This window comes from Couchioplanes caeruleus (assembly GCF_003751945.1).
GTDB classification, from domain to species: Bacteria; Actinomycetota; Actinomycetes; order Mycobacteriales; family Micromonosporaceae; genus Actinoplanes; species Actinoplanes caeruleus.
On the sequence record NZ_RJKL01000001.1, the window covers coordinates 2387833 to 2399394 of the forward strand.

Annotated in this window: 15 protein-coding genes and 1 pseudogene; 14 read left to right on the plus strand and 2 right to left on the minus strand. The window is 69.5% G+C overall.

Going from position 1 to position 11562, the window contains the following annotated elements; all coding sequences use genetic code 11:
* Window positions 1-68 precede the first annotated feature (68 nt).
* From EDD30_RS10375 to EDD30_RS10425, 11 genes are all read left to right on the plus strand, one after another.
* A complete protein-coding gene (locus EDD30_RS10375) occupies window positions 69-338 on the plus strand; it encodes a hypothetical protein (protein WP_211277998.1) in 270 nt (89 codons plus the stop codon).
* A gap of 8 nt (window positions 339-346) precedes the next feature.
* Window positions 347-2086 (plus strand): fumarate reductase (quinol) flavoprotein subunit, encoded by a 1740-nt coding sequence (frdA, locus tag EDD30_RS10380; RefSeq protein ID WP_071808827.1) that lies wholly within the window; start codon window positions 347-349, stop codon window positions 2084-2086.
* 1 nt (window position 2087) lies between these two features.
* Window positions 2088-2834 carry a succinate dehydrogenase/fumarate reductase iron-sulfur subunit gene (locus EDD30_RS10385; RefSeq protein WP_071808828.1) on the plus strand — a complete coding sequence of 249 codons (747 nt, stop codon included), beginning with the start codon at window positions 2088-2090 and terminating at the stop codon, window positions 2832-2834.
* Window positions 2831-3229 (plus strand): succinate dehydrogenase/fumarate reductase transmembrane subunit, encoded by a 399-nt coding sequence (locus EDD30_RS10390; protein ID WP_071808833.1) that lies wholly within the window; start codon window positions 2831-2833, stop codon window positions 3227-3229. Before EDD30_RS10385 ends, EDD30_RS10390 begins: the two co-directional genes overlap by 4 nt.
* Window positions 3230-3595 (plus strand): fumarate reductase subunit FrdD, encoded by a 366-nt coding sequence (gene frdD / locus EDD30_RS10395; protein WP_071808829.1) that lies wholly within the window; start codon window positions 3230-3232, stop codon window positions 3593-3595.
* A 79-nt stretch (window positions 3596-3674) separates the two neighbouring features.
* Window positions 3675-4307 carry a lipoyl(octanoyl) transferase LipB gene (gene lipB / locus EDD30_RS10400; RefSeq protein WP_071808830.1) on the plus strand — a complete coding sequence of 211 codons (633 nt, stop codon included), beginning with the start codon at window positions 3675-3677 and terminating at the stop codon, window positions 4305-4307.
* Window positions 4304-4468, plus strand: coding sequence for a peptide ABC transporter substrate-binding protein (locus EDD30_RS10405; RefSeq protein WP_071808831.1), 165 nt, complete (start codon window positions 4304-4306; stop codon window positions 4466-4468). Before lipB ends, EDD30_RS10405 begins: the two co-directional genes overlap by 4 nt.
* Before the next feature lie 428 nt (window positions 4469-4896).
* Window positions 4897-5841, plus strand: a complete 945-nt coding sequence (lipA, locus tag EDD30_RS10410) for a lipoyl synthase (protein ID WP_394328320.1) — start codon at window positions 4897-4899, stop codon at window positions 5839-5841.
* A gap of 31 nt (window positions 5842-5872) precedes the next feature.
* Complete coding sequence (locus EDD30_RS10415; protein ID WP_071809337.1) at window positions 5873-6565, plus strand: DUF4191 domain-containing protein; 693 nt, start codon at window positions 5873-5875, stop codon at window positions 6563-6565.
* A gap of 337 nt (window positions 6566-6902) precedes the next feature.
* On the plus strand, window positions 6903-7793 hold the full coding sequence (locus tag EDD30_RS10420) for a pentapeptide repeat-containing protein (RefSeq protein ID WP_071809336.1): 891 nt from the start codon (window positions 6903-6905) through the stop codon (window positions 7791-7793).
* Window positions 7790-8107 (plus strand): hypothetical protein, encoded by a 318-nt coding sequence (locus EDD30_RS10425; RefSeq protein ID WP_071809335.1) that lies wholly within the window; start codon window positions 7790-7792, stop codon window positions 8105-8107. Before EDD30_RS10420 ends, EDD30_RS10425 begins: the two co-directional genes overlap by 4 nt.
* Window positions 8108-8248: 141 nt before the next feature.
* Here EDD30_RS10425 and EDD30_RS10430 read toward each other — a convergent pair whose 3' ends face one another.
* Complete coding sequence (locus EDD30_RS10430) at window positions 8249-9082, minus strand: MerR family transcriptional regulator (RefSeq protein ID WP_244945190.1); 834 nt, start codon at window positions 9080-9082, stop codon at window positions 8249-8251.
* Here EDD30_RS10430 and EDD30_RS10435 point away from each other — a divergent pair.
* The 3 genes from EDD30_RS10435 to EDD30_RS10440 all read left to right on the plus strand — a co-directional run bounded on the left by EDD30_RS10435 (window position 9056) and on the right by EDD30_RS10440 (window position 11157).
* On the plus strand, window positions 9056-9577 hold the full coding sequence (locus EDD30_RS10435; protein ID WP_071809334.1) for a DUF6194 family protein: 522 nt from the start codon (window positions 9056-9058) through the stop codon (window positions 9575-9577). The genes EDD30_RS10430 and EDD30_RS10435 overlap by 27 nt on opposite strands.
* A gap of 364 nt (window positions 9578-9941) precedes the next feature.
* The gene (locus EDD30_RS39850; protein WP_211278028.1) at window positions 9942-10082 is read left to right on the plus strand and encodes a hypothetical protein; all 141 of its coding nucleotides are present in this window, start codon (window positions 9942-9944) and stop codon (window positions 10080-10082) included.
* 10 nt (window positions 10083-10092) lie between these two features.
* On the plus strand, window positions 10093-11157 hold the full coding sequence (locus EDD30_RS10440; protein WP_211278027.1) for an IS110 family RNA-guided transposase: 1065 nt from the start codon (window positions 10093-10095) through the stop codon (window positions 11155-11157).
* A 1-nt stretch (window position 11158) separates the two neighbouring features.
* On the opposite strand, the pseudogene EDD30_RS40490 reads toward EDD30_RS10440, so the two are convergent.
* Window positions 11159-11291, minus strand: a pseudogene (locus EDD30_RS40490) (transposase); the annotation flags it as partial.
* Between the last annotated feature and the right edge of the window lie 271 nt (window positions 11292-11562).

The following is an 11562-nucleotide window of genomic DNA, read 5'->3' on the forward strand; positions in this document are numbered from 1 at the left end:
GTCGGCGCGGCGATTCCTCGGTGAAATACGGCGTCTTCCGCTCATGTCCGCGGAGTGGGAGTCTGGACGTGCTCGATCCCCGCGACGCCGATGGGGGAAGCATGGTCGGTTCCCGATCCGCCTTCGAACCCGAGCAGGCCCCGTGCGGTAAGACCGTAGGAGGCGACTGCTACCGCGACACGGACGGCGAGGGCCTCGTCGTCTATGACCTCTTCTACTCCTGCGGCTGCCGCCGCAGTAGGCACGAGTACCACGACGGCACCGTGACCACGCAGGCGATCCGGCACGGACGCCGGCACAAGCTCATCTCCGATGAGCACTCCGAGCACCCGGTCTGACGACAGCCATGAGCGTGTCCCATGACGTCGTCATCGTGGGTGCGGGCGGGGCCGGGCTGCGCGCCGCCATCGCGGTCGCGGAGACCGACCCCCGCCTCAGCGTGGCGCTGGTGTCCAAGGTATACCCCATGCGCAGCCATACCGTGTCCGCCGAGGGCGGCGCGGCCGGCGCGATCGCCGCCGACGACAGCCTCGACGAGCACGCGTACGACACGATCTCCGGCGGCGACTGGCTCTGCGATCAGGACGCCGTCGAGGCCTTCGTGGCGGAGGCTCCCCGCGAGTTGCTGCGGCTCGAGCACTGGGGCTGCCCGTGGAGCCGCGAGCCCGACGGGCATGTCGCGGTGCGCGCGTTCGGCGGCATGAAGAAGAAGCGCACCTGGTTCGCCGCCGACAAGACCGGCTTCCATCTGCTGCACACGCTGTTCCAGACCTCCCTGAAGTACCCGAGCATCACCCGCTACGACGAGTGGTACGCCACCCGGCTGATCGTCGACGACGGCCGGGTCTGCGGCGTCGTGGCGCTGGAGCTGATGTCCGGCCTGATCGAGACGATCACCGGACGGTCGGTGGTGATCGCGACCGGCGGAGGCGGGCGGGTCTTCCCGTTCACCACCAATGCGGCCATCAAGACCGGCGACGGGATGGCGCTGGCCTACCGGGCCGGGGCCCCGCTCAAGGACATGGAGTTCGTCCAGTACCACCCCACCGGGCTGCCGTTCACCGGCATCCTGATCACCGAGGCGGCCCGCGCCGAGGGTGGTTGGCTGCTCAACAAGGACGGCTACCGCTACCTGCAGGACTACGACCTCGGCCGGCCCGCGCCGGGCCCGGTGCTGCGCAGCATGGAGCTGGGTCCGCGCGACCGGCTCTCCCAGGCGTTCGTCCACGAGGCGGCGAAGGGACGCACGATCGGCTCGCCGTACGGGCCGGTGGTCCACCTCGACCTGCGCCACCTGGGCGAGAAGGTCATCGACGCGAAGCTGCCGATGGTGCGCGAACTGTGTCGCGACTACGAGCGGATCGACCCGGTCCACGAGTTGGTCCCGGTGCGTCCGGTCGTGCACTACATGATGGGCGGCGTGCACACCGACCTGGACGGCGCCACCGCGCTTGCGGGTCTCTACGCCGCCGGCGAGACCGCCTGCGTGAGCATCAACGGCGCCAACCGGCTGGGCTCCAACTCCCTGCCGGAATGCCTCGTGTTCGGCGCGCGCGCCGGTCAGGCCGCCGCGCGGCACGCCGCCGAGGCCCGGCCGCCGAGCGCGGCCGTGGAAGCGCAGGGCGACGACGAGCGGCGCCGGCTCGACGAGGACCTGGTGCGCCGGGGCGACAGCCCCGACCGGATCTCCGCGCTGCGGCGGCAGATGCAGGAGATCCTGGAGGACGTCGCCGGCATCTACCGCGACGGCGACAGCCTGACCAAGGCCACCGACAAGCTCCGGGAGCTCAGGGAGCGCGCGGCGACCGCGGCGATCGACGACACCAGCCGCCGGTTCAACACCGAGCGGATCGCCGGCCTGGAACTCGCCGGCATGCTCGAGCTGGCCGAGTGCATCGTGCACAGTGCCCTGCGCCGCGAGGAATCTCGCGGTGCGCACCAGCGCACCGACTTCCCGCGCCGTGACGACCGGAAGTTCCTGGCCCACTCACTGGCGCACCGGGAGCCCGACGGCTCACCGCGTATCTCGCGCCTGCCGGTCACCATCACGCGCTGGCCGCCGGGCGAGCGAGTCTACGGGAGGTGACGTGTCCGAGCAGATCACGCTGCGGGTCGCCCGCTACCGGCCCGAGGAGGAGGACGCGGCGCCCGCGTTCGCCGACTACGACGTACCGTTGCGAGCGGACTGGGCCGTCCTCGACGGCCTCAACCACATCAAGGACGAGTTGGACGGCACCCTGTCCTACCGCTGGTCATGCCGGATGGGCATCTGCGGCAGCTGCGGCATGATGATCAACGGTGACCCGCGGCTGTCCTGCGCGACATTCCTGTCGGACCTCACGCCCGGGCCGGTACGCATCGAGCCGCTGGCCCACTTCCCGGTGATCCGCGACCTGGTCGTCGACCTCACCGACTTCCTGCACCACCTCGGCCAGGTCAGACCCTGGCTGATCCGCGACGAGGAACAGCCGGTGGAGCAGGGGGAATACCTGCAGACGCCGGCCCAGCTCCAGAACTTCAAGCAGTTCAGCATGTGCATCAACTGCATGCTCTGCTACGCGGCCTGCCCGGTGTACGGGTTGGACGACGCGTTCGTCGGCCCGGCGGCGATCGCCCTCGCGCACCGCTACGACCTCGACTCCCGCGACGAGGGCGACCGGGAGCGGCTGACCATCCTCGCCCAGCCGGACGGCGTCTGGGACTGCACGTTCGTCGGCGAGTGTTCCGCGGCCTGCCCCAAGGGCGTCGATCCGGCGGGCGCGATCCAGCAGGTGAAGCTCGCCGCGGCGCTGGACGCGGTGAAGTCACTCGTCCTGCCGTGGCGGTCTCGATGATCTCGCCATGGGAGGCGCGGTACTACCGGCGGCGCATGCCCCGGTGGTGGTGGGCACGGCGGCGGTCCTACACGACGTTCGTGCTGCGCGAGCTGTCCAGCGTGTTCGTCGCCCTGTTCGTGGTCGAGCTCCTGCTGCTCGTGCGGTCCGTGGCCCACGGCGCCGGCGCGTACGAGAACTTCCTGGGCACGATGGCGAACCCGGCGGTGATCGCGCTCAACCTCGTCGCGCTCGCCTTCGTGCTCCTGCACGCCGTCACCTTCGCCAACCTCACACCCCGTGCGATGGTCGTGCGGGTCCGCGACCGGACGGTGCCGTCGCGCGTCGTCCTCGCGGGCGTCTACCTCGGATGGCTCGGGGTCACCGGGTTCCTGGCCTGGCTGGTGGTGGGCTAGATGGCGCACCCGCCGGGCCGGGCCGGGCCGGAGCCGTTCGTCTGGCTGCTGTTCAGCGCGGGCGGGATGGTAGCCGCGCTCGTGCTGCCCGTCCTGCTGGTGCTGTTCGGCGTGGCCATCCCCCTGCGCTGGGTGCCGGCGCCCGACCACGCGCACCTGCTCGCCGTGCTCGGCCATCCGCTGACCCGGCTCGGGCTGCTCGGCGTCTGCGCGCTCGCTCTCGTCCACGCCGCCCACCGGCTGCGGTTCACGGTCGAGCACGCGTTCCAGCTCGGGCGCTTCGACCCGATCATCGCCGCGGCGTGCTACGGCGCGGCGCTCGCCGGCACGGTCGCCGCCGCCTCCGTGCTGTGGGCCTTCCCCTGAGGGTCCGAGCCCGGGCATCCGGCCGGCGCGACGGCGTAAGCGGGCTCGGTCGGCGCGTCGGGCGAGGGACTAGGCTGGGATGGTGACGACTTCCACGTTGCAGGTCCTGCGTCCGGGCCTGGTCGACTACCGCGAGGCCTGGGACGAGCAGCGGCGCCTGCACGAGGCCGTCGTGGCGGGCGAGCGGCCCGACACGATCCTGCTGCTCGAGCACCCGAGCGTCTTCACCGCGGGCAAGCGCACCGAGCCGATGGACCGCCCGTCGGACGGCACCCCGGTCGTCGACGTGGACCGGGGCGGAAAGATCACCTGGCACGGGCCGGGTCAGCTCGTCGGCTATCCGATCGTCAAGCTCGCCGACCCGGTCGACGTGGTGGCGTACGTGCGCCGCATCGAGCAACTGCTCATCGACGTGTGCGCGGAGTTCGGCGTGACGGCGGAGCGGGTCGAGGGCCGCAGCGGCGCCTGGGTCCGGGCCGACGACCGCGGCCCGGACCGCAAGGTGGCGGCGATCGGCATCCGGGTGGCCCGGGGCGTGACCCAGCACGGCTTCGCCCTCAACTGCGACTGCGACCTGTCGCACTTCGACCGCTTCGTCCCCTGCGGCATCCGCGACGCGGGCGTCACCTCCCTCACCGCGGAGCTGGGCCGCCCGGTGGCCGTCGCGGACGTCCTGCCGGTGGTCGAACGACACCTGCCGACGCTGCTGTGAAGCTCTACAACAACCCGCGCGACAAGCGTGTCTTCATCCCCAACAAGGCGGGCGGCGTCTCGCTCAACTTCGGCCACCCGATCGCCTGGTGGATCCTCATCCTCATGACGATCCTCCCCCTGGTCATCGTCGTCGGCGTCACCATCGCCGTCATAGCCTGACCCGGCCTGACCCGGCCCGCCCCGGCCCGCCCCGGCCCGCCCCGGCCCGCCCCGGCCGGGCCGAGATGAACAACCGGGCCCGACGGCCGTTGCCGTCGGCGCCCGCCCGGCGCCAGCTCAGCGACCACCCCCGTCGCCCGGCGGCGGCGTGACGAGGCCGGGACGGCAGATGCGCGGCGTGTGCCACGCGGACTTCCTGTGCCCGTACTTATGAAGGAGAAGGAACCCAGTAAAAGGATCAAGGAAAAACCCGGCCGCCGGAGTTCGCGGTGACGGTAGCCGTGACCTCGACGACGGTCTGCGTCGTCGCCGTGACTGGAGGTTAACAATGTGGCTTCGGTCACCCCACGAGGTTGTTGAAGCCCGCGTGAGGGCCCTCACAGATTCGCCTACGTGAGCCTCGTCGCCCCTGCGACGGTTGATCTTGCATTCGGCGTAACCTCAAAGTCGTGACTATTGCTCCCGAGGGCCGCCGCATGCTGCGCATCGAGGCACGCAACGCCGAGACTCCCATCGAGCGGAAGCCGCCGTGGATCAAGGTCAAGGCCAAGATGGGCCCGGAATACACGCACATGCGCGGGCTGGTCCAGAAGGAGGGCCTGCACACCGTCTGCCAGGAGGCGGGTTGCCCCAACATTTACGAATGCTGGGAAGACCGTGAAGCGACCTTCCTCATCGGCGGCGACCAGTGCACGCGGCGGTGCGACTTCTGCCAGATCGACACAGGCAAGCCCGCCGAGTTCGACGCCGACGAGCCGCGCCGGGTGGGCGAGTCCGTCGCCACCATGGGCCTCAAGTACGCGACGGTCACCGGCGTGGCCCGCGACGACCTGCCCGACGGCGGCGCGTGGCTCTACGCCGAGACGGTGCGCCAGATCCACAAGCTGCAGCCGGGCTGCGGCGTGGAGCTGCTGATCCCCGACTTCAACGCCGAGCCCGACCAGCTCGCCGAGGTCTTCGGCGCGGCACCCGAGGTGCTCGCCCACAACGTCGAGACCGTGCCCCGCATCTTCAAGCGGATCCGGCCGGCCTTCCGCTACGAGCGCTCGCTCGATGTCATCACCCAGGCCCGCGCGGCCGGCCTGGTCACCAAGTCCAACCTGATCCTGGGCATGGGCGAGGAGCGCGCCGAGGTCTCCCAGGCCCTGCGCGACCTGCACGCCGCCGGCTGCGAGCTGATCACCATCACCCAGTATCTGCGGCCCACCCCGCGCCATCACCCGGTGGAGCGCTGGGTGAAGCCCGAGGAGTTCGTCGAGCTGCGCGAGGAGGCCGAGCAGATCGGCTTCGCCGGCGTGATGTCGGGTCCGCTGGTCCGCTCGTCATACCGGGCCGGCCGGCTCTACCGCCAGGCGCTGGAGGCCCGCGGCTGACGGAGAGGCTCCGGCCCTTACACTTTCGGCTATGGCAAAACCCGAGGAGAAGGTTCCGTTCCGCGAGCGCCTGAAGCAGATCGGCCAGGTCTTCGCGTTCACGGCACGGCAGGACAAATGGTTCGTCCCGCTGGTGGTCGGCGCGGTGCTGATTCCCCTGGCGCTCACCGTGCTGTTCGTCCTCCTGGACTTCGGCTGGATCTGGATCCCGATCGGCATCATGGTCACCCTGCTGGCCGTGCTGATCGTGCTGAACCTGCGCTCCAACGCGGCGATGATGAACGCGGCCGAGGGCCAGCCCGGCGCCGCCGCCTCGATCATGGAGAACATGCGCGGCGACTGGCGCGTACGCCCGGCGGCCAGCTCCACCACCCAGTTCGACATGATCCACATCGTGGTCGGCCGCCCCGGCGTGATCCTCCTCGGCGAGGGCCAGCCCCAGCGCGTCCGTACCCTGCTGGGTCAGGAGAAGCGCCGCCTCTCCAAGGTCATCGGCAACGCCCCGATGTACGACTACGTGATCGGCGCCGAGGAGGGCGAGCTCTCCATCCGCAAGCTGCGGACGACCATGATGAAGCTCCCCCGCAACCTGACGGGCAAGGACGTCAACGCTCTGGACAAGCGCCTGGGCGCCCTGCTGGCCCGCCCTCAGATGCCGAAGGGCGCCATCCCGAAGAACATGCGGCCGAGCAAGGGCGCGTTCCGCCAGCAGCGCCCCCGCTGACCCGGGCGCCTCGCCGCCGGCTCTGGGCACCTCGGCGACCCCCTCGGGATCGAGTCACGGGCGGCGTTGTGTCCGTTTGAACGATATGTCCGTGAAAAGTCGACGTTCTGTCGACGCCGTCGACGGTGCAGCAACGCACTCGCTCCGCTGGCCCTGGCTCCTCTCCGACCCGGGGGCTGCTGACCGCCGCCTGCGTGGTCGTCGGCGTCGGGATCCTGGCCTCGGTCATGATGCTGCCGATCGCCACCGACGTCCGCGGGCCCGACCGGGCGAAACTCCAGATCGAGGCCATCAAGTACGGGCTCGGCTTCTTCGCCGCCGGCGGGCGGCGGCCGCGTTGCTCCTGGCCGTACGCCGTCAGCGGCTGTCGGAGCACACTCACGAGCTCGAGCTGCGCAAGCACGCGCACACCGAGGTCGACGCCACCGAACGCGGCTTCCGGCACGCCTCCTTCCATGGCGTCGCGGACTTCACGGAGGCCACCTTCTCCGGAGGCGCCTGGTTCCGCGACGCGACGTTCCACGTCAACGCCGAATTCCGAGGAGCGGCGTTCAGCCTCGAGGCAGACTTCCGCCGGGCGACGTTCCAGGAGAACGCCGGCTTCCGCGACGCCGTCATCTCCGCCAAGGCGGACTTCGACCGGGCGATCTTCTCGGGCGGCGGCTGGTTCGGCGAGGCCACGTTCTGCGGCAACGCCTGGTTCCGCAAGACGCGGTTCCGTGACGTCGCCTGGTTCGGCAAGGCGCACTTCGGCGCCGACGCCCGATTCCGAACCGCCGCGTTCGCCGGCGACACCGCCCTCCGCGCCGCCACCTTCGACGGGATCGCCGAGTTCAGCCGGGCATCATTCGCGGCGGAGGCGGTGTTCGACGACGCGACCTTCGCCGCGAGCGCCTGGTTCGGTGAGGGCAACTTCGCCGGAAGAACCAGCTTCCACACGGCGACGTTCGCGGACGCGGCCTGGTTCGGCGACACCATTTTCCTGGGCGACGCCGGCTTCGACGCAACGCGGATCCAGTCCGAGTCCGTACGGGTCGGCCGGACCACCGCGAAGATCACCAAGGCGCAGCGAGAGGACGTCAACGGCGACAGTCGCGTGGACCTTCTGATCCACGTCTCGACACAAGCCATCGGTCTCCGCGCGGGCGACGCCGTCCTACCCGTGGCCGCAACGCTCCGCAGCGGAGTGCCATTCGTCGGTACCGACCGCGTTCGGGTGCTGAAATGACCACCATGACGGATAAGCACCCGGCCCGCGGGCACATCATGGCGATCGGCCGCGCAGTGGTCGCTGTCGGGCTGGCCGTCATGGGGGGCTTCTTCTCGGTGGGCTGGTATCTGGCAATCGCGTTCGAGGTGCGTCCGATCGAAGGCACGGGCAACGACCTGGCCGCCGCCGGCTACGGGATCCTCCTGCTCGTCACCCTTGCCGTACCGATGATCGCATGGAGGTATCTGCTTCCCAGGGTGCGCTGGTGGGGCATCCCTGCGACGCTCCTGGTCGCTCTCGGCACCTACGCCGCGTTCACCTCGAACCTGTGATCGCTCGCCGTTAGCGGCATACATTGCCCCTGGCGGGACTGGCGCAGCCGGTCCCGCCAGGGAGCTGCTCTGAAGGAGTGCCCCTACGGCTGGGGGTTAAGGGGCTCTCCGCGGATGACGGTGTAGCCCCACCGAGCGTTGTCACTTCTGGGCTTCCGACGGACCCGACTGGGGCTCCCCGGAAGATGTCAGCGCCAGGAGTCCAGACGCCGCTCGGAGAAGGGCGCGCGAACGCGAGTTGATGTGCGCGTCCCGTGCCCGGAGAGCGGCGGTGATGTCGGAAGTGCGCCCGCGCTGCCGCAGGGCCGGCATGAGCGCGCGCAGCGGCGGGATGCGATAGCCGGCAAGGCGCAATTGGTGCACGATCCGCGCGTCCTGGACATCGGCTGGGGTGTAGATGCGTGCACGTCCGCGAACTGCTCGAGTGGGGGTGAGCAGGCCTTGCCGGTCCCAGTACCGCAACGTCGAGGTGGGCACTCCCAGCGCGGAAGCCAGTTCGGAGATGGTCATGGCGTCGTTGGGGCGGACGTCGTCAAGGGGTTCGGCCCTGATCGCGGCGACCGCAGCTCTAGCTAGCTCGACGTGCCGCCGCTCAGCGTGCAGGCAGGCGTGCGCCATGTCGACGAGCGCAAGCACCTCGTTTTCCGTGCCGGCGCGTGCGATGCGTATGAGCTTCTTCGCCTCGGCGGCCCCCACACCTCCGGCGAGGACGACGTAGGTTGCTGCCGCTAGCGCGTGGATTTCGGTCCACATGCGATAACCCGACGGAGTACGCGTGGGCGGCTCCAGTACCCCGTCACGTTCGAGGTTGCGCACCTGCTGGACGGAGCAGCCAGCGTGTCGGGCCACGTCGGCAGTCCGCAAGGGGTGGTGGAGAGTTGCCGCCGTCATCGTCGAGGCCTCACGATCAAAAGTCTCCACTAGCAGTTCAATGTGACGCTGGAACACATGGACATGGACGACATCATCAACCACGCGAAGGTTCTGGACGACGTACTCGTCCTGCAACCGCAACCCGGCGACGCGTCGCCCGAAGTCAGCTGGGGAGACACGTTCATCTACTACGCGCCCGACGGTGTAATCCCGGCGACACAACCCTTCGCCACGATCGTGACGAAGGACTACCCCGACGAGCCCCGTTCTGGTCTGGACCAGCCAGGCACCTTTCGACTCAACATCGCCGCGCCCAAGGCGCAGTTCGCGCGAGTCATCGGCTCATCGCCTCGAGATGCCATGAAAGCCCACCACGACGCCCACGTCCGCGACACGTGGTTCCCCCATCCGGTCTACGGCGGGGCGGGGTGGCTGTCCGTCGTCAACCCCGACACACAACTCCCCGAGGCGCTGAGCCTGCTCGACGCCGCCCACAAGGCTGCGCGCGACCGGCATCAGCGACGAACGGCGGATGACGACGCCGACCAGCCCAGCCCACTAGTGGCTCGAAGCGGCACCCGGCCGCCATCACTTTGACACGCGACACCGTGGTCCGGCGGCCAGCCCACGTGCCAGTGGGCTGTCGCCGACCAAGGACCGCCTTGCGGATACGAGCATTGACGCTGTCGATCGCGTTCGTACCCGGTATGAAATCCGGTGGAGGCCCGCGTGGTGTTCCGCTGGCCCGGCGATCGTGGTCGGGCATACGGTGTGACCGTCCGGAACAGGGGCCTTCGGGGAACACGTATGGGCAGGCCGTTCTTGCTCTGTGGGCTGCGAGCCCGTGTTAGTAGTTGGCCGCCCCTGCGACTGGTCCGGCTGCGCTGCGAGCGCGTATCCGTAGGTGTCGTTCCGTCCCAGCGGTTCCCCACCCAGTCGATCGGTGAAGGGAGCCGCCGCCATGGTTCGTTATATCGGGATGGACGTGCACCGCGAGTTCGCGCAACTGGCCGTCCTTGAGGACGGGCTGGCTCGAGACGAGGGCCGCATCGGTGTGACGCCGGAGGCGTTGCGGGCCTGGGCGGCTGGGCTCCGCGGATGATCAGATCGCGTTGGAGGCGACCGGTAACAGCGACGCGATCGCGAACCTGCTGATCCCTCTCGTGGCGCGGGTGGTGGTGTCGAATCCGTCCAAGACCCGGGTGATCGCAGAGGCGAAGGTCAAGACCGACAAGGTCGACGCGCGGATCCTGGCCCAACTGCTCGCGGCGGACTTCCTGCCGCCGGTGTGGCTGCCCGACGAACGGATCCGCCGGCTGCGCCGGCAGGTGACCCGCCGGGCGCATCTGGTGCGTCAGCGCACCCGGGTCAAGAACCAGGTCCACGCCATCCTGGCTCGCAATCTCGCGCCGACGCCGCCGGTGTCCGACCTGTTCGGCAAGACCGGCCGGCACTGGCTGTCCCGGCAGGTGTTACCCGCCGATGAGCGTGCCAGTGTGCAGGCGCTGCTACGGCAGATGGACTTCCACGGCGACGAGCTTGCCATCGTCGACCGGGAACTCGCCGTCGAGGCGTTCGCCGACCCGATGGTGACCCGGTTGATGACCATACCCGGCATCGACGCAATCGCCGCGATCTCCATCGTGGCCGCGGTCGGCGACTTTACCCGCTTCACCGACGCCGACAAGCTGGTCGCCTATGTCGGGCTGAACCCGAAGGTCCGCCAGTCCGGCAACTCCGCCCCGGTGCATGGCCGGATCAGCAAGGCCGGCCGGGCCCACGTCCGTGGCGTCCTCGTCGAGGCGGCCTGGTCGGCCAGCCACGCCCCGGGACCGCTGCGCGCCTTCTACCAGCGGGTCAAGGCACGCCGCGGCTTCCAAACCGCGATCGTCGCGACCGCCCGTAAGATGACCACCCTCGCCTGGCATCTCGTCACCAAGGAGCAAAATTACGCCTTCGCCCGGCCCGGCCTGACCGCGCACAAGCGACGCAAACTCGAACTGACCGCCGGGGCACCGTCACGGCGCGGGAACTTCCGCATCCCGGGTGCGGCCTACAACGACAAACAGCGACGCGCCGCCGAAACCGCAGTGGCCGAGCAGGCCGAGCACGCCTACGAAGTCTTCGTCGCGCACTGGCAACCACACAATCCCGCGAAAACCCGTGCTGCGACTTGACGATTTCATCCGTCGAGCAGATGACCTTGCGGATCTCCACGTCAAAGGCGAGGAACGGCACGAACTCGGCCCATGCGTCGGACCAGAGCTTCACGATCGCCAGGGTATTTCCTGCCCCAGGTCTCGGCGAACTCCATGAACCGCTCGGTCGCGGCGTCGTGCGTGTCAAAGCCAAACCTTCGAGCGGACGTCAGCGCGAACCTGCTCGCGAGCGGCGCTGCCGGCCTGCTGGCCCAGCAGGCCGGCAGCGCCGTCCGCAGCGTACCGGCCCAGCACAGGTCCACCGTCGGCCGAGACACTCCCGCCAGAGCGGCAGTGTCTTTCTTCGTCCGACCCTCGGCATGCCACAACGCGATCTGCGCCCGCGTCCCGACTGCCGCCGACACTTCCGTGCTGGTCGTCAAG

What these genes read in the sequence shown, in the direction of transcription:
- frdA (WP_071808827.1), top strand. Translation starts at nt 347, where the DNA reads ATGAGCGTGTCCCATGACGTCGTCATCGTGGGTGCGGGCGGGGCCGGG.
- EDD30_RS10390 (WP_071808833.1), top strand. Translation starts at nt 2,831, where the DNA reads ATGATCTCGCCATGGGAGGCGCGGTACTACCGGCGGCGCATGCCCCGG.
- frdD (WP_071808829.1), top strand. Translation starts at nt 3,230, where the DNA reads ATGGCGCACCCGCCGGGCCGGGCCGGGCCGGAGCCGTTCGTCTGGCTG.
- lipB (WP_071808830.1), top strand. Translation starts at nt 3,675, where the DNA reads ATGGTGACGACTTCCACGTTGCAGGTCCTGCGTCCGGGCCTGGTCGAC.
- EDD30_RS10415 (WP_071809337.1), top strand. Translation starts at nt 5,873, where the DNA reads ATGGCAAAACCCGAGGAGAAGGTTCCGTTCCGCGAGCGCCTGAAGCAG.
- EDD30_RS10425 (WP_071809335.1), top strand. Translation starts at nt 7,790, where the DNA reads ATGACCACCATGACGGATAAGCACCCGGCCCGCGGGCACATCATGGCG.
- EDD30_RS10435 (WP_071809334.1), top strand. Translation starts at nt 9,056, where the DNA reads ATGGACATGGACGACATCATCAACCACGCGAAGGTTCTGGACGACGTA.
- EDD30_RS39850 (WP_211278028.1), top strand. Translation starts at nt 9,942, where the DNA reads ATGGTTCGTTATATCGGGATGGACGTGCACCGCGAGTTCGCGCAACTG.